Origin of the sequence: Mesonia maritima (genome assembly GCF_042433895.1) — a bacterium.
GTDB lineage: Bacteria > Bacteroidota > Bacteroidia > Flavobacteriales > Flavobacteriaceae > Mesonia > Mesonia maritima.
Window position 1 is genome coordinate 322309 of sequence record NZ_JBHLUA010000012.1, and the last position, 24470, is coordinate 346778.

The following is a 24470-nucleotide window of genomic DNA, read 5'->3' on the forward strand; positions in this document are numbered from 1 at the left end:
ATGAAGACAAAAATCTTAATCATCGTAATGGCATTCATCTTTTTATTGCCTGCACGTGCTGCCTGTCAGGGAATGCCAGTGTATGACAACACCAACTTTATCAGTCTGGTAAAGTCATTAGTAGAATCAGCAAAGCAGACGAGCCAACTTATCAAATCTGTAAAGTTTCTGAAAGATGCCAAGGAAAGCATCGAGAAAGTTTCTAACGTGGTTAGACAGCTCAAAGCTGTACAGGAGATTGCAGATAACAATCAGCGTCTTATTCAGATAATGCAAAATGACTTGCAGGATATTTTGAACTCGCCTTATATCAAACCCGAAGAAGTTGCCCGAGTTACCGAATCATTTGAAGGCATCGTCCAAAATTCACTGGATACAATGGACTTCATTGATGAAGTTCTATCCAGCGATTATTTGAAAATGAGCGATGCTGAACGTGCCGAAGTACTTAAAATGAAAGAGCAGGAATCGAATGAAATGGTTTCAAATATCACGATAAGAACCAAACGCTATCGTGACATAATTTCCTTCAGAAAAATGCAGGATAAAGTAAATAACCGCGAAACAGAATATTAAGTATGACCGCGACTATCATCTTAGGGATCGGGCTGGAATACGTCGATACGGTTTTTCAGACCATACAGAACAGCAGTTTTTCGCAATATACCATTGCGGGAATGAAAACGCTTGCTGTACTTTTTTTCTTGATCAACATTCTTAAAAAATATAATGAAGGTATTGCCGATAAAGACGGTTACACTTGGGGATTAAGTCCAGGAGAGCTGGCAAAGAATTTTGCGGTCGTGCTTCTAGTTATTTTTTCGACTCAAGTACTTGGTTTCTTTGATAGTATTTTGGTCTCCATTGAAGCCCAATATCGTGGCACCGCGCCAGCCTTATTGCCTTTGCAGATGCAGGATATCCCTATTGAGGAAGATGTAAGTATCATCGAAGTGGCACAGGCAGCTATGACGCTCCTATATGAAGCTTTGGTAACACCGCTTTATGGTTTCAAAATATTTGCATTCATCATTAGCCTATTCCTTTGGATATTGGATTTGTTCATCTATCCCCTCTTTTTAGCAGAACGTTTTTTTCTTTTGGGAATAATGCAGGCATTTTTCCCGTTGGTCATTAGCTTGGCCGTATTTGAAAAGTTCCGTTCGCTTGCTTATACCTTTTTTAAATTATATGCTGCGGTCTATATGTTGGTTCCGGCTTTTTTTCTGGTCAACGTATTTGTAAATGCCCTCTACACCGAAATCAATACCAACTTCTGGACAAACCTTTTTGGGACCGATGTAGGCCAGGGCTTTTTTGCACCTGTCGTTCAATTAGGTTCAGTTGGGTTTATTGTTTTCCTAAAGTTCAAATTGTATAGACGTGCCACTTCCTTTACACTCAGATTGTTTACCAACTAATTCAATTCAGAATGAAAACACCCTATAAAAATATCTATAAAGTCTTAAAATTAAATCGGTTTATCGTTTTGGCAGTCGTTTTATGTTCGTTATTATCAAGCATTTTTTCGTTTTGGATGGTATTCAACACCAATCAAAAGGCCCTCAATAGTGCATTTGCGATTAATACTGATGGCAGTATTATTCCGCTGAAGCTCGTTACCCAAAAAGAGAATTTCAGGGTCGAAGCTTTGGCACATCTGGAATTGTTCCACACTTATTTCTATAACATCGATGCCAGTAATTATGAACGGAACTTGGAAAAGGCGCTTTGGTTGGGCAATAGTTCTGTGGACAATCTATACCGTCAGAAAAAAGCTGATGGTGTCTATAACCGATTATTACAGTATTCATTGGTGCAGAAAGTATTGAGTATCGATTCGAGAATTTCAGAAAGCAATGGCACTTACAGTTTCACGACCACAACCATTTTTGAAATAAATAGGGGTTCAATCATCGATACCTATGAATTGGTTTCCAGCGGAAACCTCATAACGGTTGACAGAAACTTTCCAAACAATCCACACGGATTGTTGATTACAAACTATTTCGAGAACACCTTAAAAAAATTAAACGATGAAGATAGAAAAAAATAAAATCGTCTTTTCAGCAGTCTTAGCTGTGATTTTTATTTTCCTGATTTCCTATTCCGTCTTAGTGATGGGCGATGATGAGAATGAAAATGAAAATCTTGAACAGACCTTAGTTCCAGAATTGGAAGAAAATCAGCAAGAGTACGAGTCTAAGCTAGATGCTATTAACGACCTAAAGGAAGTGCGTGAAACCAATGCACCAAGCATCTATGATGAAAAACTAATTGATTCCCTGGGCTTTTACGACCAAGATTTGCCGGAACGGGAAAAAGAACGCATTCTAGATAGCATTTATGATGCTGGCAAGATTCAGTATTCTGAAAAGACATACAGAAATATTGGACAGAGAAAAACAGCCATTAAGAATAGGACAGAAGTTGACTCAGCCGAAGTTAAAAGAGAAAAAAAAATTGAAGCTAAGGAACTGGGCTTGGAACATCAACTATTCTTTGCCGCTGCGCCCAAACCCAATGAAGTTTCAATTATGGGTAATACAGATGAAACCATTTACGTGGTCGTCGACGGCGACCAAATTGTTCAAGCAAATACCCGATTACGGATGCGTCTTACCAAAGCAGCTACAGTAAATGGCAAATTGATGCCAAAAAATACACCGATTTTCGGTTTTATCAGCTTTCAGCCCAATAGAGCATTGATTGAAATTGAAAATATCAATCATCATCCCACCAAACTCAAAGCCTTCGATTTGCAAGACGGTAGCAAGGGCATCTATGTGGAAAACAACTTTAGGGCCGAAGCCACCAGTGAAGTCCTCGATGACATTATTGGCGACATCAACATTCCCACCGTTCCGCAAGTAGGTGGAATTACCAAAGTACTTAAACGTAACAACCGAAACGTAAAAGTTACTGTGTTGAACAATTACAGATTGATTCTAAAACCTAAATTATGAAGCCCATAATGGGATTTAAAAACAAACTCTTATGAAAAAGCATATCATTATTTCTATTCTTGTGATTAGTTTTGCTTTCGCGAAAGCAAACGCACAAACTTTACACCTACTGGACACCATTTATGCAAACGACACCAAGAATGTTGCGTTATTCTTTCCAGAACCTATTCGGCAAGGCATAACCGGTTCAGATAATTTTGTCTTTACCTACAATCGTGAAAAAGAACAATATTTTGGACTGCTTCAGGCAAAGCCTGGTAAGGAAAGTAATTTGCTGGTAGTCAACCGAAATGGCTCAATTTTTTCGTATATTGTAAGGTATAAAAAGCAGCTTTCAAAGCTCAATTATTTCATCCCATTGTCGAATAGTATTGGGAATGAAAGACCAATCGTAACCGATTCGATTCAGGCTGAAACTTCTGAAAAAAGTATAGACAACAGAACGTATTATTATCAAAAATTCTGCTCTTATCTTCTTAACAGAAACCAACGTATAGGTCGAATTAAAAAGCGAAACGAAAGCATTGTTTTGAGTGTTGAGAATATTGTTTTTGATAAAGAAGAACTCTACTTCGTTATCCAGATTGAGAATAATTCCACCTTGGATTACGACCTGAATTTCTTGAACCTTTCCATCGAAACTCGACAAAAAGGAAAAAAGAAATCTTTACAGCGTTTATATCAAGAACCTATTTATAGACACCGTCTTCCTTCAAAAATTGTAGAAGGTGAAATGGTAAGGTTAGTTTATGTATTGCCCAAATTTTCATTGTCTAATGACCGCAGGGCCATTTTGGAATTGAACGAGAAAGATGGCGAACGAAATATTGAACTGAAAATAGCACATAGGTATGTCAATAACCCAAATTAATACTATTATGAAAAGATTAGTCCTTTGCTCACTAGTACTTCTGTTTGTTTCCTGCGCAGAGAATAACAATATGTCTCACACCGAAACAGCGCAAGTTGTTGCTGAAAGCTTTTTCTCAAAAGATGAGTCAGCTTTAAAAAAGCATACTACATCAGAAGGATATGCCAGTTTGATTACGGTACAAAATATGCTTCCTGATTCTGACAAAGAAATCGAAGTAGAAATCTTGGATGAGGCTATTGAAGGTGAAATTGCCTGGGTAAAATATAAAACATCGTTTGATGGAAAATCGGGCATCTTTAAACTCGTCAAAGAGGATAACCAATGGAAAGTGACTAGCAAAGGACCGAGAGAGAAAGGGCCTTTTTTGTAGAAAGTAAAAAAGCCACCTTCATTGGTGGCTTTTGAAATAGCAGCAGACTGAGGAATCGAACCTCAAACTTATCCCCAAGCTTCGTAGTGGTTGGCACTCAACAAGAAATTTCTGTTTGGACAAGTCTGCTGGATAAAGGGGTCTGCCCACCAAAAAGAAATAACACGGTTAATATCATTGATATTAATATGAAGTTTGAAACTTCAGCGATTTTATTGAAAATTGATCTCATACTACTTAAATTTTTAATTATAGAATTACACACGAGACTTACAATAACTTCTTGCATCAAGCTATTTACCCAATACACTACTAAACCAAGATTTTAAAGAACTTATATAGAGTAAATGATTATCTATTTTTAGCTTATTAAAAGCAAATATTGTACCAAAAATCAGCTTTAATTTTAAGATAACTTGGTATCTATTGAGCTTTATAATTGATATTTGCAATGATGTGATATAGTTCGGTATCTGTACCGTGATTGGTCATTGCAACCCTTAAAGCGTCATTTTTAAACCCAAGTTCCTCGGTAATGTCATTAATAGAATTATTAATAAGTTCATATCCTTTAGGGTATGTATGTGATAGTAGCGTATCGTCAAGGTATTTTTTCCATCGCTCATTCAACCGATTTGAAACGCCATAATCATATACCACGATAAAAAGATATTGCCGCTTGGATGTGTAATTGAACAGTTTTGAAATATGAGATTGCACTCCTTTTTTAGCCATACCATTAAGTGGTTCAATAATTGCCAACTCTTGGGTGCCTTCAAGAACGGTCAAGTCGCGCTCTCCCGCATCTTTACCTTCTTGAGAATAGCCACCTCTGGATTGGTCTTTTACCGTAAGACCATAATTTTTCAGATTTGTCCTGACTAATATTTCTAACAAATCATTGAATGCATTTTCATCTTTGAGTTTGTCAATGCTTTTAATTTTTGACAGTAATTCGTGAATGGATTGGGAGATTTCCTTTGATACATTTTTTCCAAAATCGTCAGGTTTTAGAAATGATTCTTTAAGGTGTTCTGTAAGGGAGTGTTTGGAACTAAGATGGTTTTTCAGCTCTTCGGCGACCTTGTAAGCACTTGAGGTTTTCTTTTTGAGTTTATTATGAAGATTTAATAGAACTTCGTCTCTATTTCCTTCGTAGGTATTAAACGTAATCGCTTCATCAACTATTAATTTTGCCTCATTAACTTGTTTCCTATCTAGTAATGAAATTACCCTAAGCTCTACATAATCCACGATTAGGGCGCTCGCCTTATCCAATTTGGCGTAAACACTATCAAAACCTTTGTAGTCCTTGAGGTGTAGTTTTACAGTCAAGATATTATAAAGTATTTTTCCTTTCACAAACTCAAGTAGCTCAGGCAAAGTGTCTTTTTCATAGGCTTCCCATTGTTGAAGTGCTTCTTGAAAAAGTCTTTTATTGTTTTCATTTTTTGCCCAGGTAATTTTTGCTGCAAATCTATTGAGAGCAAGAGAAATATAACTTGGGTAATTTGTAACCAAATCGTTGAATATGTTATAAGCATTGTCTGGTTTTTGTTCAAAGCGAATCAATGCAGTATAAAATCTTTTTTGGTCATATGGCTTCATTTCAGAAGGCGTAACAGCATAACTCTTTGGTTCTTCAATTACATCAATTGCACTTTCATCTTTATCTAAAAAAGCCTTCATTAATTTTGAATCAAACAAGCGTTTCTCTGAATTATTCCCAAGACCCTTTTTTGGTGCATTTTCATCCCAATACTTAAAAGCAATTTCTGCCTCGTTACTTAATGCTGCATTTCTTGAAAGCAATTGAATGGTATGTTCTACTTCACCCCAATTATTCTCGGTGATAAATGCCTTAACATCGATTGAACGTAACTTTTGCAACAGATACTCATTGAATCCAGAGGATAGATTGTTATCTGCTAATATGAGCAGTTGCAACAGATTTTCTGTTTTTGAAAGGGCATCCCACAAAAGTTGTGGCTGATCAAAAGTATTGGCTTTCTCTACTAAACGTGGCAAGAGTTGTTCATCACTATAATTATGTAGTAATCTTTCATATGATTTATCAAAAATATTAACGCTGAATCTGTTTGCCAATACACCATATTTCTCGACAAATTCTATGAGCTGAGATTCTAGAATGAGCTTGCATTTTGACAAGTCCCCATTGAAATTTGAAGATTCAGTAGACTTGTTTTGAATGTTATCTAGAACTTCAAGGATAATCGTAAAATGGGTTCTCAGTTTTTTAGCGTTAAATCGATTCTGCTCTAGGTATATGTCGTCTGTCTTTTTAAAATGAAATTGAGGGGCGAGCAGCTCTTTAAAATTTCCTTCTCTAAATACAGAAAGGAAGAGTGGCCACCAAGTGATTTTTTCTATACGCTCTTGGTTTTCTAACCAGCTTGGGGTCACAAGAACTTTATCACCTGTTTTATAGTCTAACTTTTTGAGCTCATTGGTTTCCAGTATCTTTAAATATAATTCTGAAAAACTTTCGGCCAATAATTTTTCAAGTCCTTTTTCTTCTATAAACTCTGGTAAGTATTCGTTCCTTAAAGAAAAGGAACACAGCCAGCTCAGCATATCAAATTTAAAGATGGGAAATTGTAAAACACCTCTGTCTGAACTACGCGTTTCTTTATGAATAAGTAATGTCTTTACAATTTCGGGAATTGCTTTCGGTAAAAACAACTTGGTGCTATTGGTAAGTACATAATGGCCTTTTTCCGGAAGCTGTTCTAAAATCTTTAAAAAGCCTTTTTCTCGTTCTTCCACAAGGGCTTGAAATTCGATAGCCTTTACAACATCTCTGCCTGCCATTCGCTTCCTGTACTTATCCTTGTTGAGCCATTTTAAAATACGAAAAACAAATACTGCATTTTGCCGTAATGAATTACCATCAGATTGTAATCTACTATTTATAGAAAGTGAAAATGCTTCTAAAAGCATTTTTGTTCTCATCTGATATTCAAGATTTTTATATGGATGTTGAGCACCTAATGAAGAAAGCATAAAAAAAGCAAGTGCATCAAACTCTTGATTGGTCAGCAGATAGGGTATTATTTCTGGCCGTCTCCATTTGAGTAAACTAAATATGTCCCAGATTAAAAAAGGCTTATCATAGCTCGCCAACAATAATTTTTTAACAGATGGAAAATGTTCTGTTTTAGATTTACCATTATCATCAACTTTAGCAAACGCCTCGTCCATCCCAATAATACAACCTATTAACTGAACCAATTGATTCCTGCTCGATTGGTCGAAGAAAATATTATTATGCTCAAAGTGCTCCATATGGTCCATCCTAAGATATAGGTCAGTAATATCTTTGGCGTTTACAAGATCTTGGTCTTTAGAAAAAGTAGCGCTATTATGAAGCCCTGCTCCTCTTAAGGATACATCCAATCTGCATTTTTCATATTCGTTTTCACGTCCTTCCAAGTCACGTTCATTCAAAACTAAAGTCATTGCACCTTTGACGAATATTTGACATTCATTTTTAGTTGAATTTTTGCCAAATACTGCTGAATATGATATGGAACTCATTTTCTCTAAAAAATCCAGCACCAATTGTTCCGGTTTCTGGTTTTGATTATGATGTACCATTTTTCGCCATATTAAAGCTCCAATCCGGTCTTCGGCCTGTTGTCTTAACACATCAGTATCCTGAAGGTTTTGGACAACGTAATGGTCATCTACCTTAGCAATCAGTTTTTTATCTATAAAATATTTAAGTCCTGGTGTTTGTAAGTAGCATTTAGAATGACTCTTTAGAATACTATCAAAATTCGATACATTTATTGTGATAGGCTTCTTTCTTAATTTTTCAGAGTATTCTTGAATATGAGTTAGGAATTTAAAATCGTTCCAGTTATCCAGTAGTGAGTTATAATGCTCGGAAAAGCGAATGGTGAACGTGTCATTCACCTTAGATTTTTTAAGGAATCCAGAATCTAAAAGCCATTCGGTATCGAGTGTATCTGCTTTATTATATTCACCCATAGCCGTTTCAAATTCTGCGGTTGTCCAGACTCTCTCAGGGTCATTTCCGTAAGTGAAATTTAAAAACCGAAGCTCGTCATATTGATTTCTATACTTATTGAAATCAAAAAGAATACTTCTTATGGCTGAGGGAATTTGAATTATTCCCAGAACCTCTCTAAGCCAAAAACGCTTAAATATCGAATCGACGTTTATGGGTACATTTACTTTACCATACTCTTTTGACATTGAGTTGAGCACCTTTCTACTTACAGTTCGTATCGGTAAATCAGCGTACCAAAGAACTTCGGCATAGAACAATGAAGCATCCCAAGCCGTTTCAGAATCAATATTTTGAGTATGTAATTGAAGTGAACGTATTGCACTATGTCGTATTGCCTGTACGAGGTTTTTTGTTGCTTCTTCTTTTTGGTAATAACTCATATTTGATTAAATGATTAAACTCGAAAAGCTCCAGCCATCAATTCTATTTCGGCATTTTTTATTCCTATCCCGTTTGCCGCATCTTTCCAGTTCTTTACAACGGAAAACACTTCATCCAAAATTGTTTCCATTTCGCTTTCGCTTAAACGAAAATACTCGCCAACACTTTTAGCCAAATCAAAGTTTAAACCATTATCATCCATATCGATATTTAGAGACAAGCCATCTTTTTCTATAGATGGATTTAGGTCATAAGCTGGCGATAAAACCCAACCTTTTTTAGTTAATATAAATCCGTGATTTCGCAAATGGTCATCGGTGTTGGAAATGGCTATATTAAAAACGATGCGTCGCCAAAGCTGATGCAAATTGGCTTCTACATCTGCACCATAATTTTCTATAAACTCTACGATTTCGAGATAACTAGGTGCAGACTCTTTTATGATATCTTCGGTATTTCCGGTCATTGTCATAGCGGATGCAAAGTGAATGCGTTTTCCATTTTCCCTATCAAACCGTCTTGTTAAGAATGTGTGATACTGACCGCTAATCTTCTCTATTTTAGAATCTGCCATTTCTATACCCGCTGCAGTAGCTAATTGATATGCTAAAAACTCCCAAGCAGCTTTGTCAACTGTATCTGTTTTTGACGGAAATTTGGCAATCCATAGATTTCCTTGGGTATCAAAAATGTTAGCTTTTGGTCTGGCACCACCTAATGAAGAACCTGGCGCAATCAGTACTGCAATCCATTTTCGTATATCATCATTTTGTTCGTCACTTTCTAACTGTTTGACGGCTTCTTGTAAATCGCCCAATGATGACCAAGGTGGTGTTGGCGTTCTATCATCATTATCTAAAAAAGGACCTTCCAGTTCGGTTTTAAAACGCAAAGCACCCATTCTGCTTTCATCATAAACCCCAAGCAAATAATCTATTTCATAAAGTGTGCTTGCCTTTTCATTATTTGCACGAGCATCTTGAACTGCTCTACGCTTCATTAAAGTCTTACCCCAAGTGTCAGGCATACTATCTAAAAAGATTCCGAAATTCTCTTTGTTGGTTGGATATTGCGGACCAGAATAAAAATCGATGTCTGGGTCTAACAATCTCTGTGCATCGGTTTTTAACCAATCTTTATCATACTCAAAACTGAATGCTTTTTTTCCCTTGGCAAAATGTGCCGATAAAGTTCCTATTAGTGTTGGTTCTTTAAGACCTACCCAATCAGCAAAAACATATATGTCAAATTTTCCTGTTGCCATCTTTCTTATAATAAATCAAGGTCTTGAAGTTTTCTGCCAAATTCATCATCTACTGCCAGCTTTTTAAAATCATCTTCCAAGTTGAGAACTCTGAAAATATTAAAATAAGAACCTATGGCAACCGCTGGGTCGCCTTTTTCTATTCTATACAATGTAGTCCGATTAATACCCGCACGTTCGGAAACCTGCTCAGCTGTGAGCTTTCTTCGCTTTCGTGCTAGCTTTATATTCTCGCCTAATTGCTCAAATACTTTCTGATATTTTGGTAATAGAACTGTTTTCTTAGAATTCATTTTGTTGCATATTTACCACAAATTTACTATTTTTGTTGATAATATGCAACAATTATGAGTTTTACAATTTTTGATAGAGACCTACTTTTTAGTGCAGATAGACCAGAGTTCAAACTTTATATAGACAAAGTCTTAACTGAAAATTTGAAAACATTAGACGCACCGGTTGAAATATCTGCCAATGTAGTTTCAGCAGATGATATAGAAATTGAAGACAGAGACTGGATTTACAATGCATCACTTTTTGATATATATGCCTCTGTTCCTTTTATTGAAAACAAGGTGATTCAAACATCGAAGGCATATACCGATTTTCTTGAAAAATTTGATTCCTTCTTAGATATTTTCAAAAGTATGTCACAAATAGAAGGTATGACATTAGCGCCTTTTGCTCTCTATTTTAACTTTGAAGACAAGTATGTCTTAAAATTTCTATTTCATCCAAAACCTAAGGATATTGACTACGTATCAATGCTTTCATCAGCTTTTGAGACAATAGCTCACCTACATCAAGAAAAAGAGAGCGAGTTGAAAAATACGATTCACAATTCATACTCAAGAAGAAACAATAAAAAGTATTTAACCTTTTCAGAAGGTAGCTGGAAAGTTCTCAATCCTTTACTAGAAGTGGGAAAGGAAATTACTAATAACTACAGAAAAGATAGGGATTGGCGTGTTAAGAAACCTCATATAATGCTCAATCAGGATAACTTTACTCATCGCTTCATCTTTGATTCTAATTGGGTACTTGTTTTTGACCATTTAGAAACAATGTTGATTCAGCCAAATGACGTCGCCCTATATTCTAATATATCTGAAAGATGCTTAAAACAGGCGCGCGAATTTTATGACAAAGTAATTCTGCCACGTCATAAGCAATGGTCAGGTAGCTTCCCGTCTTTAGAAATCCAAAAAGAATATTATGATTATTTTGAGATAATAATTGAGGCGGTAATCTTTGCCTATACCGCTTTAGAAGCTTTCGCTAACATCTGTATCCCATCTGGATGGGAATACCAAACAGAAGCAAATGGCGTAAAGACCATATACTCTAAAGAAGCCATAGAGCGCAAATTTCCGCTTCGTGATAAATTCAAAAAAATAATACGCCCTATATTAAATACACCGGATCCAAGTCAAGAAAATTGGTGGATGTCTTTTACAGAACTTGAAAACCTACGAAACGAAATCATCCACACCAAACAGTCCAAGTCTGAGGAACGTTATGCTAAATTACTTTCCCAATCCATTTTTGATATCGTAAAAAATCATCAGGATATTATTCAGTTTTACGGTGAACACATTTCTAAATATAAAACTGAGCTCTTAGAAGAGTATCCTTATGAGTTTGGCTATGATGATGTTATTCCAGGATTGATGACTGATAAAAATTATTGGAAATCGTACAAATCTATTCGTAACATCAATTTTGACAGGTCAGGCGAGGAAGAATAACATCAGCTAAATATCGACCGCACTTCATCATAAACCTGCTCAAAATTAGCCTCTAAATCAGCCGCGGTAAATTGTTTTGATTCCTTGGGAAGCTCACGCGGGATTTGCTGCAATTTAAACTGTACCTTTTTATCTTTCCCATCTGCATAGGTAATGAACTCGCCCTGTTTCAATCTAAAAAACACGTCCGCTCTAATCTTAGGAATTTCCTTTTCGCCTGTGGTTATTCGAGTATCAAAATCCAGATTATGTCCTCGACTTATGCTTTTTGTAGGATCCTTGATAATCTCAAAAAAGCGCTCATAGTATTTAGCGGTGTCCGGGTCGTTGACCTTTCCAAAAAATTGATAGGATAAATTACTCAATATGGCTTTACTCGCCTTGTCGCCATACATCATATCGTTTTGGATTTTGTCCTGCATAACGTAAATCGTAGCAATGTCATAACTTCTAAGCGTTGCTGGAATGCGGTGCATATTCAGCAAACGGATGGTCGGTGCTTCTTCCATCAGTAAGAAAGACGGTTTTGAATTTCGTACACTCATTTGTTTAGTAATGGTGTGGATAATGGTAGCAATTACTGGCGAATACGACGTTTCAAATTTTGGGTTGTTCACAATAGAAATTACCGCTGGATTTTGAACATTATTGATATTGAGCGGCACTTCATCTGCGGACAATGCCATAAAAATGCGTTGTGTACTAATTCGTTTCAGGGCATTGGCCAAAGTACTTTTTACGCCAGCCGTCTGCCTATCCGAATCCTTGCCGCTTATAAAAGCATCTGCCATCGCCCTCGATGTGGTGTTGGTTTCCAAGAACTGGATTAGGCTGTCCGTATCCAGATATTGGTAAATGGCAATCAAATGTGGAAGGGTACAAAACTCAGGATAGGTGGTTTTCAGTTTCCAAATCAATCCACCAATCAAACCTTCAGCTGCATCGTTAAAGAATTTTGTCGTGCCAGTTGTACCACTTTCTCTTTGCTCTAAAAGGTTTTCTATTAATACCCTTGACACTTCGTTTACGCTTTCCTCGTTCTCTAAATACCGTGGTGCGATAGGATTTACCCTGTGGATGATTTTATCAAAGGAAATGACCTTAAACGGAATATCATTATCCTTGAAAAGCGGGTACGCCATTTCGGTCAGTTCAAAATCCTTGTAATCGTGGATAATTCCACAAAAGTTCTCTTTCCGGAAGTGTTTCAGAAATCCATACACAACGCTTTCGGTCTTTCCACTTCCGGCAGAACCGATGATGGATGCACCACGTTTGATGTTATCCAATTTGAAATTTCCTTTGGTGGTGTCAAAGCTGACCTGATATTTGCTATCGCCATTTATCGGTTTATCCGTTTTGTGAAGGAACACGTACATTCCTATGTTAATTAATATGAGAGGGCAAACCAGATAGAGGGCAATAAGAGTCAATGCATTTTCCTCGTTTAAGTAAAACACCATCGCACCAAGCACCAGAAAATTAACGATGAATGCGTACCTACTTACCCGAAACATCCCATAGAAAACGATACTGGCCAGACCAATAATTGAAAGTATCGTTATGAAATTGTCAATCTGCATAATTTTAGATTCCTATGGAACTTGATTTAATCGCTATTTCAGCACCACGCCTTAACCGTTTAAGAATCCGAAGTGCAATCTGTGTTTGACTAACTGGAATATTTGGCGCTATCGGCAATCCTGTTTTTGCTATCATTTTAAACGCCAATGCCTTTTCGTTGGCTGGCAATTTCATCAAGGCAGCGAAATAAAGATTGGGATTCTTCACAAAATCCTTTCGGGCTTTGTAGGTCTCAGCAAAGTTTCGTTTATAGCCGAAAGTCTTATCGAATGTTTTTTCTGCTCTTTCAAAGAATTTATCTCGGTCAAATCCACGTTTTACGGTTTCCCCATTTAACTTCACGTCGGATGCTCTGTATTTGCTTCCGGGCGACAAGCTGAATCTGTTGGATGCATCCTTTCGGCTCACGATAATATGGATGTGGCTTTGGTTTCCATCTTTTTGCATTCCCTGGACAATCCGTTTTCCGTTTTGTTGGTGTGGTGCCTGGCGTTCCAGTTTGGCGATTTGCTTTTTCATCCTTTTAATATTTCCTTCAGCTCGTCCTTCCTGAACGTTTCGGATTTCAGTTTTCAGCTGAAGTATTTTTGTTGCAAAGGGTTGATTTTCCTTTACCTGAAAATCTATTCCCTTAAAGGTGCGTTGATGCTCTATTTTTGCATAGTACTTTATATCATCGATGTTTACCGGTCGCCCTTTGATTTCCCTATTGAATGAAGCCACATAATCTTTCATCAGCTCTCTGGTGTATCGTTTTAAATCTTCGCTACTGTTCTGAAGTTTTCGCAATTCATATTTTGAAGGACTCACGGTAATTGAGTAGAATCTTGGTTCGTGTTTTTCCAGTTTTGCGGTATTCCCATCGATTTCCTTAATGACTTCCTCAGCAGAAATCTCATCGCCGTATTGATTGAAAAAATGTTCCATATCCTGTTGTTCCAAACCTTGGTTTTCTTTCTCTAAATAACCCACAAAATCTGCTGAACTTTTGGAAAAGTTACCGCCCATTTTTTGAGGTGTTATTGTGATGTACATAGCTCGAATATTAGAGTTCGTTTTTTAGATTTGGCTTTTACCGCTTCGCTCTCTCTTCGTTCGTGAATCTCGTAGACTCGATTTCGCGAAAGCGTACTTCTTTCTTTTCTTCGGCATATTTCTTTTCCAAAATGAGTGGTTTCTTTTTGGGTTCGTCCATCACAAAAAGGGATTGCAACATTGCGACCGTGGGCTTGGTTTGGGTCTTTTCTACATCACGCATTATGGCAATTACAGCGTTGATTCTTTTCAAGAGCTTAGCCTCAATAGTACGTCCGGTTGGTCCTAATTTTTCCTTTGGGGAAATCTCGTTATAGAGAAAGAAATCAAGGATGCTTTCCATCGCTTCGGTGTGCGTTTTAAAGTGCATTTTGGAAAATTCCTGAAACCGCTTGGCAGTTTTTCGTTTGAACCTGATAGTGATGAATGAATCCATTTCCTTTCGCTTTTTTAAAGATTTGACGTAAATCCATCCCTATTTACTGGTGTTCCAAGACCATTTGACGCAAATTGTTGGAATTTTTAAATCCTGATTGATTTTAACTTATTAAAAATCAATAGATTAAAACGAAAATAGAATATGTAACGTGGTGCAGCCCGTTACCCTCTTGCTATTCCTTTTCGTCACGCGCAAGCGTGACAAAAATCCATACAATTCGGCAAAAAAGCCGATTGCCATTTTCAGGGAAAATGAATTTCCGATATGTTATTTTTCGATGTGTAAGAGTATCGGCGAAAGTCGAAAATTGGATAACCTTACTTTAATTTGTAATGCTGCATTTCAGCGAAATAAAGATAGTGATTTTTTCTTGATGTAGGTTTAATTACACACAAAAACACCTCTGAAAATTCAGAGGCGTTTACCTTATTGTTTCAAAATTTCATATATTAAATACATAGGTGTAAGAATATAAATTCCGAAGTGCTTCTTCTTCAATCATCGTTTCAAAACAGCCATAATTTTCTTTAACGTATTTGCGGATGCTATCGCCAAATTTTCGTTTCACATCTTCTTTGGACGTTTCCAAAAGTCGGTTTTGAGCTTCCTCGCTCAAGTCTGTAAAATTAAGATATACCATAGCGATAGGTTTTAATATTCACTTGGTAGCATCAGCGTATCATTTACAAAAAACAACCGCAGTTCATCGAGTGGAAAATCGGTGGCACGATAGCCGTGTTTTTCCAAAATGGTATCGTTGCCATCACTGTAAATTATCTCGGCTTCGTAACCCAAATAATCCTGTTTTTCTTCGGGCAATCTTTTAAAATCGATTGTGATAAATTCGCTTCGGTTCATCAGACTTTTAGCAATTACCGAAGCATCCGTTATGAGCCAAAAACATTCGGCAACTTCTGATAAATATTTCAAACCGTCAGTAAATCGTGTTTTCAATAGCGGGATTTGATAGAACATTTCTGTTCCATTAAAATATTGCAACCGCTCTTTAATTTCGTTAACTTGTGCTTTCATTGTTTAAAATTTTTAAGATTTGAATAATGAAAAGAGGGCGCATCTTTTGACGGTTACGCCCTCTTTATTTTTGAATTACTTGTCGCTTTTGTTTCCAAGCAAAAGGATTTCATCGGCTACGACTTCGGTAACATAGCGTTGGTTTCCATCGTCCGTGGTGTAGGTTCGGGTCTTTAGTTTTCCCGTGATTCCTACTTCCTTGCCTTTTTCAACATATTTCTCAACGATTTCAGCGGTCTTGCCCCAAGCCACAACGGTATGCCAGTTGGTGTCGGTTTGCTTTTCGCCTTTGCTGTCTTTGTAGTACTCGTTTGTAGCGAGTGAGAAGCGGGCTACTTTCTTACCGCTTTCAAGGTTCGTAATGGTTGGCTCTTGTCCAACGTTTCCAATCAACTGTACGTGATTTCTAATAGTACTCATAACTAAATGGTTTTAAATGCCTTTTACAGGCTTGATTAATATTTCCCTTTTCAATTCAGATTAAATTTTAAGGGGTGTTTGTTCTTTTCTTTCGTGCATCGCACAATGGATAGAGTGGGTTTTGTCAAGACTTTTAGGGAATAAATCAGGTGTGTTTGCGACGTAGTAAATTCCTCGGAATTTCAAGGAAGTAGAAACCTTATTTTTCACTAAAACTTTGTACAGTCTTGACAAGTTCCATAAGGGCATTAGCAATTCTTTTAAATCCGGTTACGATTTGAGCGTACCGACAGTTAAGCGAAATGAGTGGCTGGGTTTAACCCACCTGACCGGACGGGCAGGTGTAGAATTGGTTATGGCGTGCCTGTTTTTCGACGCCCCGAAAAACAACACAGGCTTTATCCATTATAAACCCCTTAAAATGTGTAAGACAGCGGTTTGGTTTTTAGGGATTTTCGAGTGAGGGATCAAGAAGACCGCGCCGAAAATCCTGTTAAGAAAATTGAAGTGATGGCTTTCCGATGAAAAGCGGACTTCGTACCCTATTTCGGATTGGGAATGCAACGTCCCTTCCCGGTGCAGCGGGCAGGGTTAGCGGAATGGAAAGTAGAAATCGGGTGCGGTGTCCAAGATTTTTGTAGGGAAGCTCTTTTCCCGAAATGAAGTGGTTGCCTGCCTTTTTCAGCAGGTAGGCGTGGAATGTAGGGGAATGTGCTGAATGGGATACAGATGTTTTACTCTGGAAAAAGTAGTGCTGCTCTATCCAATAATTCTTTTGGTGTTCTGGTGAGCTTTGCTGTTTCGACCTTGTTATCTAAAAAGAATGAAAAAGGTTTGTATGATGATTTTAGCATAGCAATTCCCTCTTCTTCAGATTGTGGTTTTGGTTTGGCTTTCGACAATTCAAACCTTAGATAATCTTCTTGGTATTCCATTAGTACATCCCATAATTTTATTTTTTTGGATTGAAGAGCTTCTTTATTGAACATTAAGGTATCAATATCTATAATGACCAAATCTTGAACTCTGGAAATATCCAGGCCACTTTCCTCCAACTTAGTAAGCTCATCCTTGAACCAACTATTAACTATACTGTTTGTGCCCGCTGTATTGAACATTCTGTAATGCACGACCAATACAGGTCTGATAATTCCTTTTTTTAATGGAAACTTCGGGTCATAGGTTGCTTCACCTTTAAGTAGAGTTTCAATATTTGCTGTAAGCTGTCTAACAGCTTTTGGTTTGCCCTTTTCGTTTTCAAATAACTTTAATCTGAATTCTTCTTCAAGCACAGTATAATCTGGACTTGTTTTTGATTCTTTCGATATCAAAATATCCTTAGATTCAAATAGCATTGCTCGTTTTCCGTTTCTGATATAGTAGTCAGGCGCACCATCCATCAACTCGTCAAGCTCTTTTCCTGATTTTTGAACGTATCGATTTCCAAAAATTTCACTCAGCAAGGTATCGAGAGCGTATTGCTCGCTATATTCATAAGTTTTAAGTCCGTATAGCCCTTTTACCCTTTGTTCATCCGGAAGTTCATCATTGATTAGTTTTAATCGAAAATACAGGCCATTATAAATCATCTCGATTACAAAAAGTGGTGAAATAATACGATATTTCAAGTCCTCTACTTTGTAAAGCGGTTTACTCCTCAAAGTCACGAAATCAAGTTCTTCTGCTATCTCTTCTGACGACAAAATGTGTTTATCTATAAAATCTTCGTGGGCTGGGTCTTCAAGATGGATTTCTGTATGGGCCTCTTTATCTTTCATTAAAACCGAATAAGTTATACCGAGAAGACGTCGCAAGTATTCATTATAATTTTCAACACCATAGTGTTCGTAAAAGGCTATTAGTAAAGGTTTACATCGCTCAATACCAGAAAGAAATTCAAAATAGGATAAGGCACGTAAGAACTGACACGTAAACACCTTGTCAGTTCTGTAATTTATAAAATCAAAATTATGAAATTGCAACATAAGCAAAGCCTGTGCAGGTGTAAATTTTATACCAGATTTTTCATCGGCCTCACTTTGCGCAATACCTCTATCGGTAAATGCAACTTGGTTGAGATGTAGGTACGCTTTAAACATATCGCGTTCCATTTCCTCGTTGGTTTTTTCTGTTTCAATATCTTCGGAAACATTATCAAAAACATATTCAAAAAACAAAAGACTACTGCCAACGTATGGAATTTCATAATCACCTATATCGTATTCTGCCTGTGCCACATAGTTCACTAAATTTTGATATGCGTCTTGAGCAAAATCTTGATTCCTCTGCGAAAAGAACATATTCATAAAAGCGACAACATTGCTGTACTTAGATTTTTCCGTATCAAAACCAAGAAAGTGAGACCCTGTTTTTAGCAAAGTCTCGCGACTTATCCCACTCAGATATTCATCTAAAGATTTTCGCTCTTCCTCAGGGAAACAAGCTTCAAATGTAACGCCGAGTTTAATTTTCATATTTTCATTAATTTAATAACATAGTTAATATAACATTAATAAATAGAACAGGTGAGTTATGAAAAGAAAAAGGGCCAGCACGAATGCCGACCCTTCTTCAAACAACAAAAGCTAATCGTTGAGTTCCTGAATTTTCTTTTCAAGAACTGTGATACGCTCTTTCAAACGTACTTCACGTTTGTCTCTCTTTTCAGCATATTCCTTCTCAATATCGGCAATCTTGGATTTGTAATATCCTTGCATTGCATTGTAGAATGAAATATTCGTCAAATTATTGACGTGATTGCTTTCGCCAAAATGCACTTGTTTTGTAAGCATATAGCGTATCAGCTTGTGAAAGATTTCCTTTTTGAAATTCTTCTTGAAATTCTCGACCATTTTAACTTTGGTCATCTTGGACGTGTTGCCCAAGAACTTTGAGAAATACTTTTGTTGGCTCATATAGTCCACATTATTTTCAAAGAGCGATATCGAGAATGCCACCATTTCATCTGTCGAAAGTGTCTTCTTCGAATTGATGTATTCGGTCTCTCGTATCATTTCAACAACTTCTTCAAATTGCTTGTTGTTCTCGATGTGCTTCTTGCGGATTTCCCTTTCGTTGATTTTCACGATTTGTTCTTCGGGTGTACAATCTGCCATTTTTCTGTTGGCCAATGGTTCTGAATACTCGCTCGATTTATCTTTTGATTTCTCGATTATCTTGACAAACACTTCCTTGTTTTGGTAGGTTTCAGGATGGAATACGATACCTTTTACAAATCCGTTGTCAGTTGCCGAATTGTAATTTTTCAATTCTTCTTCGTAGTTCTCAATGGCTTCCTTAAGCTCAGCTTTTAGTTCATCTTCGGAATAATCGTAATGTTGGTACTCTTTTTTGATGGCTTCGATTGTGGGCTCAAATGGATTTTCAATGATTTCAACATCATCCAGCAAATAGACCTTCAAACCGTTCTTTTCCAACTGTGAAATAATGAGCTGGTTGTTTTCGTCATCTGCCCAGTACTGTCGTATTTCAGGAATCAATAGGATATTTTCTTTCTTGGATTTTTCAATCAAGTTCAAGAACGATTTGTTTTTCTTCGTTTCAAAACAAGCTGATTTTGTGCAGACCATTTTACCCTCGCCGAACAGATTTCCTTGATTGGTGGCATTAGACGGACATTCTACACAAGACCCAGCTTTCGGCACTAACTTCTTATCCGCTACATCGAAAGATGCTTTTTCCAAGTCATAGGTCTGATCCTTAATCATCCTGTTTATTTGGTGGGCATTAAAGTCTTCGCCCATCGTTTCCAACATCATCTGTTGTTCTTCTGGTGCAAAAAGTGCGACACCAACACCTAACGAAATCGTCATTTCGCCATTGCGAACAAAGTGTTTGAAACCCTCTATCAAACCTGCCAATTTTAGGCGTTGTCTGATAAAGTTATCCGTTCTACCTAATCGTTTGGCAATTTCTGTTGGCGCATATTTTTCGCTTAGATAGGCAATTGCCTCAGCTTCCTCGGTTGGTTCTACATCCTGTCGTTGTAGGTTCTCGATGATTTGAAATTCAAGGACATCATTGTTCTCATAAGTCCTAACGATACAGGGGATAGTCGTTTTTCCGGCCAGCTTGCTTGCACGATATCGGCGTTCGCCCATCACTATGATGTAATGGCCATTTAATTGCCTTACTGTGATTGGCTGTATTACACCGTGATTTTCGATACTCTCAGAAAGTTGCTGTAATGCATCTTTGTTGAAAGTCTTTCTTGGTTGTTCTGGGTCAGGCTTGATGTTGCCTAATGGTAAGTTCTGAATTTGAAGTACGGATGATTTCTTTCCGTTTACTTCTTTCTTGGCGGTAGATTTAGCTCTACTGCCCTTCTTTGTGGCACTCGCTTTTGTTGTCATAATACTCAAATTTTTGATTAAACAATATTTGAGCAGAAACCAAACGGAAGATAAAATCTTGGCTCAAAAGGAAACGGAATAAATGAGTAGTCGAAGAAGCGTTGGCTTTATGCCGTAGTCTTTTGATGGAAGTATTTTACGAGTTTACCTTGCGGGTATATTGTATGATAATAAACTCCCCTTACGAAGAAGTAAGGTCGTGATTAGATAAATTTTATTATTTTGATTGTAAATTCATAGGATTTAAAAACAAATAGAAGAATTTAACATCAATAAAAATGTTGACTTCAAAATAGCAAGATGTTGTACCTATGTTGTACCAAGTCATAAAAAAAGCCGAGATTTTCATCTCAGCTTTTTTAGTACCGAAGGAGGGACTCGAACCCTCACGCCTTATCAGCAATGGATTTTGAATCCATCGTGTCTACCATTCCACCACTTCGGCCTTTAATTCTGCGCGATTTCAAATTTGGATTTTGAATCCAGCGCGTCTACCAGTTCCGCCACTCGAGCAAATTTGGATTGCAAAATTATAAAATAATTTTACATCTTTGCGGAAAAATAGTGAAAATATTACTTTTTAGCTTCAAATAAATTCCTAAATTTGCAGCTTGTTAAAAGAGGCATATAAAATAATTTTTTAGAAGCGTATCTTATTATGGTTAAAGGAATTACAGAAGCACAAATTTTTGCTTGTTCACAAAGTACAGAACTTGCGGAAAATATTGCAAAGGCTTACGGAATCCCATTGGGAAATGTAATTACTTCAACCTATAGTGATGGTGAATTTCAACCTTCGTTTGAACAATCTATTCGTGGAGCACGTGTATTTTTAATTGGTTCTACTCATCCGGGAAGCGACCATTTAATGGAAATGCTACTCATGTTAGACGCTGCAAAAAGAGCTTCAGCAAGACACATTACAGCAGTAATGCCTTATTTTGGTTGGGCACGTCAAGATAGAAAAGATAAACCGCGTGTACCAATTGCTGCAAAATTAATAGCAAAAATGCTGGAAACTGCAGGAGCTACAAGAATTATCACCATGGATTTACATGCCGATCAAATCCAAGGGTTTTTTGAACGCCCGGTAGATCATTTATTTGCTTCCACAATATTTTTACCACATTTAAAAGCTTTAGGTTTAGATAATCTCACCATGGCATCACCCGATATGGGTGGTTCAAAAAGAGCCTATGCGTATTCTAAAGTCTTAGAGAGCGATGTAGTAATTTGTTATAAACAACGCGCTAAAGCCAATGTGATTTCTCATATGGAATTAATTGGTGATGTTAAAGGAAAGAACGTTATTTTAGTTGACGATATGGTGGATACCGCAGGTACGTTAACCAGAGCAGCAGATGTAATGATGGAAAAAGGCGCAAAAAGTGTTCGCGCTATTTGTACGCACCCGGTATTATCAGGAAATGCATACGAAAAAATAGAAAATTCTAAACTGCAACAATTAATCGTAACCGATTCTATTCCCTTAAAACAAGAATCGAAAAAAATAAAAGTCGTTTCGTGCGCAGAACTGTTCGCTGACGTAATGAAAAGCGTGCACGAAAATAAATCAATCAGTTCAAAATTTTTAATGTAAACTATTTTATTAATTAATATTTTTTAGAAATGAAGTCAATTACGATCAAAGGATCTAAAAGAGAAAGCGTAGGCAAGAAATCAACAAAAGCCTTACGTAATGCTGGAGAGGTTCCTTGCGTATTATACGGAGGAGAAAACCCATTGCACTTTTCAGCACCAGAAGTGTCTTTCAACAGTCTTATCTACACACCAGATGTGCATACGGTAATTCTTGAATTAGAAGACGGAACAAAAGTGAACGCTGTCCTCCAAGACATTCAATTTCACCCGGTAACAGACGCTATTTTACACATGGATTTCTATGAATTCGATGATGATCAAGAAATCACCATGGAAATTCCTGTTCACTCAGAAGGCGTGCCAAAAGGTGTTAAAAATGGTGGAGTTTTACGTTTCAACTTACGTCGTATGAAAGTAAGAGGTCTTGCAAACAAATTGCCAGATTATATTGTAGCAGACGTAACACCGCTTAAAATTGGTAACAAATTATATGTAACCGCTGTAAAAAGTGATGATTACAATATTTTACACCCAGATAACACGGTAATTTGTCAAGTTAGAACATCGCGTAATATTGTTACTACCGATGATGAAGACGAAGATGAAGTAGATGCTGGAGATGTACCTGCAACAGAAGTTCATGACGAAGGAGCTGCGGCTGCTTCTAACGACGGATAGAATCATTTTATCTCTTATATAAAAAAGCATCCTTTAATTGGGATGCTTTTTTTATTTTTACTGAAAACTAGACAATGCTATCATTCTTCGGTAGAATTTTAAGTAAGAAAAAGAAAGATCAGGAAAGCGACAACTCCATGAAAAAATTTTTAGTGGTAGGTTTAGGTAATATTGGACCTAAATACCATAACACGCGACACAATATTGGCTTCAAAATTTTAGATTATTTAGCTGAAAAAGAAACCCTAACTTTTGAAACCGTTAAACTAGGCGACAGAGCCGAATTTAAATACAAAGGACGAAAGTTTATTTTACTCAAGCCAAGCACTTTTATGAATTTAAGTGGAAAAGCTGTTAATTATTGGTTAACCAAAGAAAAAATTCCGTTAGAAAATCTTTTAATCATTACAGACGATTTAAATTTACCTTTCGGAACTATTCGATTAAAAACCAAAGGAAGTGACGGCGGCCATAACGGACTAAAAGATATTCAGCAACAACTCAATACGAATAAATATAATCGATTTCGGTTTGGGATTAGCGATGAATTCTCCAAAGGAAATCAAATTAATTATGTTTTAGGTGAATGGAGCGAAGATGAAAAAAAACAAATGCCCGAACGTTTAGATAAAGCTATAGAACTAATTAAATCGTTTGGTACCGCGGGCGTTTCGAATACCATGAATAATTTTAACGGAAAATAAACCGGCAGTATTTTTAATATGGAAGAATTTCTTCAGAAAAAAGGGGCAGTAATTACCATTGGCACGTTCGATGGCGTTCACGTGGGTCACCGGAAAATAATTAAACGTTTGGTAGATTCTGGTAAAAAAAATCATTTAAAAGCAACTGTACTCACATTTTTTCCGCATCCAAGAATGGTTCTTCAGCAAGAAAGTAAAATTAAACTGATTAATACTATTGAAGAGCGCAAGAAAATTTTAAAAAAAGCCGGCGTCGAAGAAATAGTGGTTTATCCGTTCACCAAAGAATTTTCTCGCCTAACCGCGCAAGAATATGTGCAATCTATTTTAGTAAAAAAATTGCAAGCAAAACGCGTAATTATTGGTTACGATCATCGCTTCGGAAGAAATAGAACCGCCGATATTCAAGATCTTCGAAAACTAGGTAAACAATTTCATTTTGAAGTAGAAGAAATCTCTAAAGAAGATATCGAAGAAGTCGCCGTAAGTTCAACTAAAATTAGAAAAGCCTTGGAAAATGGTGAATTAGAAAAGGCAAACACTTATTTAAGTGAACCGTTTATGCTTACCGGAAAGATTGTAAAAGGAAAAGGTTTAGGAAAACAATTAGGCTATCCTACCGCAAATTTACAAATTGAAGAAGAGTATAAACTTATTCCTAAAGGCGGCGTTTATGTGGTAAGTTCTGTAATTGACAAGAAAAAATATTACGGAATGATGAATATTGGAACCAATCCAACCGTTGGCGGAAAAGAACAAACCATCGAAACCTATTTTTTCGATTTAGATAAAAATCTCTACGGAAAAGAAATAAGCATCAACTTAATTACCCGAATTCGCGATGAGCAGAATTTTAATGATGTAGATGAATTAATTTCGGCGATGAAAGAAGATGAAGAATACAGTTTTAATTACCTTAAAAAACACAAATCAACCTAAAACG

Annotated in this window: 22 protein-coding genes and 1 tRNA gene; 11 read left to right on the top strand and 12 right to left on the bottom strand. The window is 36.8% G+C overall.

The annotated features are described in order from the left end of the window. The 6 genes from ACFFGL_RS08245 to ACFFGL_RS08270 are packed head-to-tail and all read left to right on the top strand — an operon-like array spanning position 1 to position 4210. Entirely contained in the window at positions 1–576 is a 576-nt protein-coding gene (locus ACFFGL_RS08245) for a conjugal transfer protein (protein WP_228249759.1), read from the top strand. 2 nt (positions 577–578) lie between these two features. After that, the gene (locus ACFFGL_RS08250) at positions 579–1421 is read left to right on the top strand and encodes a hypothetical protein (protein ID WP_228249760.1); all 843 of its coding nucleotides are present in this window, start codon (positions 579–581) and stop codon (positions 1419–1421) included. An 11-nt stretch (positions 1422–1432) separates the two neighbouring features. Further along, a complete protein-coding gene (locus ACFFGL_RS08255; RefSeq protein ID WP_228249761.1) occupies positions 1433–2056 on the top strand; it encodes a conjugal transfer protein TraK in 624 nt (207 codons plus the stop codon). Further along, positions 2037–2966 carry a conjugative transposon protein TraM gene (traM, locus tag ACFFGL_RS08260; RefSeq protein ID WP_228249762.1) on the top strand — a complete coding sequence of 310 codons (930 nt, stop codon included), beginning with the start codon at positions 2037–2039 and terminating at the stop codon, positions 2964–2966. The genes ACFFGL_RS08255 and traM overlap by 20 nt, the downstream gene beginning before the upstream one ends. 31 nt (positions 2967–2997) lie before the next feature. Beyond that, entirely contained in the window at positions 2998–3837 is an 840-nt protein-coding gene (locus ACFFGL_RS08265; RefSeq protein ID WP_228249763.1) for a DUF4138 domain-containing protein, read from the top strand. 7 nt (positions 3838–3844) lie between these two features. Then, positions 3845–4210 carry a hypothetical protein gene (locus ACFFGL_RS08270; protein ID WP_228249764.1) on the top strand — a complete coding sequence of 122 codons (366 nt, stop codon included), beginning with the start codon at positions 3845–3847 and terminating at the stop codon, positions 4208–4210. A gap of 423 nt (positions 4211–4633) precedes the next feature. Here the strand turns inward: ACFFGL_RS08270 and ACFFGL_RS08275 are convergent, their stop codons facing one another. Genes ACFFGL_RS08275 through ACFFGL_RS08285 form a run of 3 tightly spaced genes read right to left on the bottom strand, consistent with a single transcriptional unit; the run spans position 4634 to position 10205 of the window. Further along, on the bottom strand, positions 4634–8647 hold the full coding sequence (locus ACFFGL_RS08275; RefSeq protein ID WP_228249765.1) for a hypothetical protein: 4014 nt from the start codon (positions 8645–8647) through the stop codon (positions 4634–4636). Positions 8648–8661: 14 nt separating this feature from the next. Beyond that, positions 8662–9912 carry a type II toxin-antitoxin system HipA family toxin gene (locus ACFFGL_RS08280; protein ID WP_228249766.1) on the bottom strand — a complete coding sequence of 417 codons (1251 nt, stop codon included), beginning with the start codon at positions 9910–9912 and terminating at the stop codon, positions 8662–8664. A 5-nt stretch (positions 9913–9917) separates the two neighbouring features. Beyond that, complete coding sequence (locus ACFFGL_RS08285) at positions 9918–10205, bottom strand: helix-turn-helix domain-containing protein (protein ID WP_228249767.1); 288 nt, start codon at positions 10203–10205, stop codon at positions 9918–9920. Between the two features lie 54 nt (positions 10206–10259). Between ACFFGL_RS08285 and ACFFGL_RS08290 the strand changes: the two genes are divergently transcribed. After that, a complete protein-coding gene (locus ACFFGL_RS08290) occupies positions 10260–11660 on the top strand; it encodes a hypothetical protein (protein ID WP_228249768.1) in 1401 nt (466 codons plus the stop codon). Between the two features lie 2 nt (positions 11661–11662). On the opposite strand, the gene ACFFGL_RS08295 is transcribed toward ACFFGL_RS08290, so the two are convergent. The 9 genes from ACFFGL_RS08295 to ACFFGL_RS08335 form a co-directional block, all read right to left on the bottom strand. Then, positions 11663–13243: a type IV secretory system conjugative DNA transfer family protein gene (locus ACFFGL_RS08295; protein WP_228249769.1), complete on the bottom strand. Its 1581-nt coding sequence runs from the start codon at positions 13241–13243 to the stop codon at positions 11663–11665. A 4-nt stretch (positions 13244–13247) separates the two neighbouring features. Next, positions 13248–14279 carry a MobB family relaxase gene (gene mobB / locus ACFFGL_RS08300; RefSeq protein WP_228249770.1) on the bottom strand — a complete coding sequence of 344 codons (1032 nt, stop codon included), beginning with the start codon at positions 14277–14279 and terminating at the stop codon, positions 13248–13250. A gap of 37 nt (positions 14280–14316) precedes the next feature. Continuing rightward, positions 14317–14715, bottom strand: a complete 399-nt coding sequence (locus ACFFGL_RS08305) for a BfmA/BtgA family mobilization protein (protein WP_228249771.1) — start codon at positions 14713–14715, stop codon at positions 14317–14319. A 445-nt stretch (positions 14716–15160) separates the two neighbouring features. After that, entirely contained in the window at positions 15161–15358 is a 198-nt protein-coding gene (locus tag ACFFGL_RS08310; RefSeq protein ID WP_072316413.1) for a hypothetical protein, read from the bottom strand. Positions 15359–15369: 11 nt separating this feature from the next. Further along, positions 15370–15750, bottom strand: coding sequence for a DUF6876 family protein (locus tag ACFFGL_RS08315; RefSeq protein WP_228249772.1), 381 nt, complete (start codon positions 15748–15750; stop codon positions 15370–15372). A 75-nt stretch (positions 15751–15825) separates the two neighbouring features. Beyond that, on the bottom strand, positions 15826–16170 hold the full coding sequence (locus ACFFGL_RS08320; protein ID WP_228249773.1) for a single-stranded DNA-binding protein: 345 nt from the start codon (positions 16168–16170) through the stop codon (positions 15826–15828). A gap of 734 nt (positions 16171–16904) precedes the next feature. Next, positions 16905–18644: a hypothetical protein gene (locus ACFFGL_RS08325; protein WP_228249774.1), complete on the bottom strand. Its 1740-nt coding sequence runs from the start codon at positions 18642–18644 to the stop codon at positions 16905–16907. 111 nt (positions 18645–18755) lie between these two features. Continuing rightward, on the bottom strand, positions 18756–20543 hold the full coding sequence (locus tag ACFFGL_RS08330; RefSeq protein WP_228249775.1) for a ParB/RepB/Spo0J family partition protein: 1788 nt from the start codon (positions 20541–20543) through the stop codon (positions 18756–18758). 363 nt (positions 20544–20906) lie between these two features. After that, positions 20907–20988: transfer RNA gene (locus tag ACFFGL_RS08335), tRNA-Leu, on the bottom strand. Between the two features lie 213 nt (positions 20989–21201). Here ACFFGL_RS08335 and ACFFGL_RS08340 point away from each other — a divergent pair. The 4 genes from ACFFGL_RS08340 to ACFFGL_RS08355 all read left to right on the top strand — a co-directional run bounded on the left by ACFFGL_RS08340 (position 21202) and on the right by ACFFGL_RS08355 (position 24466). Next, complete coding sequence (locus tag ACFFGL_RS08340; RefSeq protein ID WP_309726914.1) at positions 21202–22143, top strand: ribose-phosphate pyrophosphokinase; 942 nt, start codon at positions 21202–21204, stop codon at positions 22141–22143. A 29-nt stretch (positions 22144–22172) separates the two neighbouring features. Beyond that, the gene (locus ACFFGL_RS08345) at positions 22173–22823 is read left to right on the top strand and encodes a 50S ribosomal protein L25/general stress protein Ctc (RefSeq protein WP_309726913.1); all 651 of its coding nucleotides are present in this window, start codon (positions 22173–22175) and stop codon (positions 22821–22823) included. Between the two features lie 74 nt (positions 22824–22897). Continuing rightward, positions 22898–23527 (top strand): aminoacyl-tRNA hydrolase, encoded by a 630-nt coding sequence (gene pth, locus ACFFGL_RS08350; protein WP_309726912.1) that lies wholly within the window; start codon positions 22898–22900, stop codon positions 23525–23527. An 18-nt stretch (positions 23528–23545) separates the two neighbouring features. Further along, on the top strand, positions 23546–24466 hold the full coding sequence (locus tag ACFFGL_RS08355; RefSeq protein WP_309726911.1) for a bifunctional riboflavin kinase/FAD synthetase: 921 nt from the start codon (positions 23546–23548) through the stop codon (positions 24464–24466). The last annotated feature ends 4 nt before the right edge of the window (positions 24467–24470 follow it).

Excerpts from the sequence above, each read along its gene's own strand:
- ACFFGL_RS08250 (WP_228249760.1), top strand. The coding sequence starts at position 579 with ATGACCGCGACTATCATCTTAGGGATCGGGCTGGAATACGTCGATACG.
- ACFFGL_RS08290 (WP_228249768.1), top strand. The coding sequence starts at position 10,260 with ATGAGTTTTACAATTTTTGATAGAGACCTACTTTTTAGTGCAGATAGA.
- pth (WP_309726912.1), top strand. The coding sequence starts at position 22,898 with ATGCTATCATTCTTCGGTAGAATTTTAAGTAAGAAAAAGAAAGATCAG.
- ACFFGL_RS08345 (WP_309726913.1), top strand. The coding sequence starts at position 22,173 with ATGAAGTCAATTACGATCAAAGGATCTAAAAGAGAAAGCGTAGGCAAG.
- ACFFGL_RS08245 (WP_228249759.1), top strand. The coding sequence starts at position 1 with ATGAAGACAAAAATCTTAATCATCGTAATGGCATTCATCTTTTTATTG.
- ACFFGL_RS08340 (WP_309726914.1), top strand. The coding sequence starts at position 21,202 with ATGGTTAAAGGAATTACAGAAGCACAAATTTTTGCTTGTTCACAAAGT.
- ACFFGL_RS08315 (WP_228249772.1), bottom strand. The coding sequence starts at position 15,750 with ATGAAAGCACAAGTTAACGAAATTAAAGAGCGGTTGCAATATTTTAAT.
- ACFFGL_RS08280 (WP_228249766.1), bottom strand. The coding sequence starts at position 9,912 with ATGGCAACAGGAAAATTTGACATATATGTTTTTGCTGATTGGGTAGGT.
- ACFFGL_RS08275 (WP_228249765.1), bottom strand. The coding sequence starts at position 8,647 with ATGAGTTATTACCAAAAAGAAGAAGCAACAAAAAACCTCGTACAGGCA.
- ACFFGL_RS08265 (WP_228249763.1), top strand. The coding sequence starts at position 2,998 with ATGAAAAAGCATATCATTATTTCTATTCTTGTGATTAGTTTTGCTTTC.
- ACFFGL_RS08355 (WP_309726911.1), top strand. The coding sequence starts at position 23,546 with ATGGAAGAATTTCTTCAGAAAAAAGGGGCAGTAATTACCATTGGCACG.
- ACFFGL_RS08325 (WP_228249774.1), bottom strand. The coding sequence starts at position 18,644 with ATGAAAATTAAACTCGGCGTTACATTTGAAGCTTGTTTCCCTGAGGAA.
- ACFFGL_RS08270 (WP_228249764.1), top strand. The coding sequence starts at position 3,845 with ATGAAAAGATTAGTCCTTTGCTCACTAGTACTTCTGTTTGTTTCCTGC.
- mobB (WP_228249770.1), bottom strand. The coding sequence starts at position 14,279 with ATGTACATCACAATAACACCTCAAAAAATGGGCGGTAACTTTTCCAAA.
- ACFFGL_RS08330 (WP_228249775.1), bottom strand. The coding sequence starts at position 20,543 with ATGACAACAAAAGCGAGTGCCACAAAGAAGGGCAGTAGAGCTAAATCT.
- ACFFGL_RS08310 (WP_072316413.1), bottom strand. The coding sequence starts at position 15,358 with ATGGTATATCTTAATTTTACAGACTTGAGCGAGGAAGCTCAAAACCGA.
- ACFFGL_RS08320 (WP_228249773.1), bottom strand. The coding sequence starts at position 16,170 with ATGAGTACTATTAGAAATCACGTACAGTTGATTGGAAACGTTGGACAA.
- ACFFGL_RS08285 (WP_228249767.1), bottom strand. The coding sequence starts at position 10,205 with ATGAATTCTAAGAAAACAGTTCTATTACCAAAATATCAGAAAGTATTT.
- ACFFGL_RS08295 (WP_228249769.1), bottom strand. The coding sequence starts at position 13,243 with ATGCAGATTGACAATTTCATAACGATACTTTCAATTATTGGTCTGGCC.
- ACFFGL_RS08305 (WP_228249771.1), bottom strand. The coding sequence starts at position 14,715 with ATGGATTCATTCATCACTATCAGGTTCAAACGAAAAACTGCCAAGCGG.
- traM (WP_228249762.1), top strand. The coding sequence starts at position 2,037 with ATGAAGATAGAAAAAAATAAAATCGTCTTTTCAGCAGTCTTAGCTGTG.
- ACFFGL_RS08255 (WP_228249761.1), top strand. The coding sequence starts at position 1,433 with ATGAAAACACCCTATAAAAATATCTATAAAGTCTTAAAATTAAATCGG.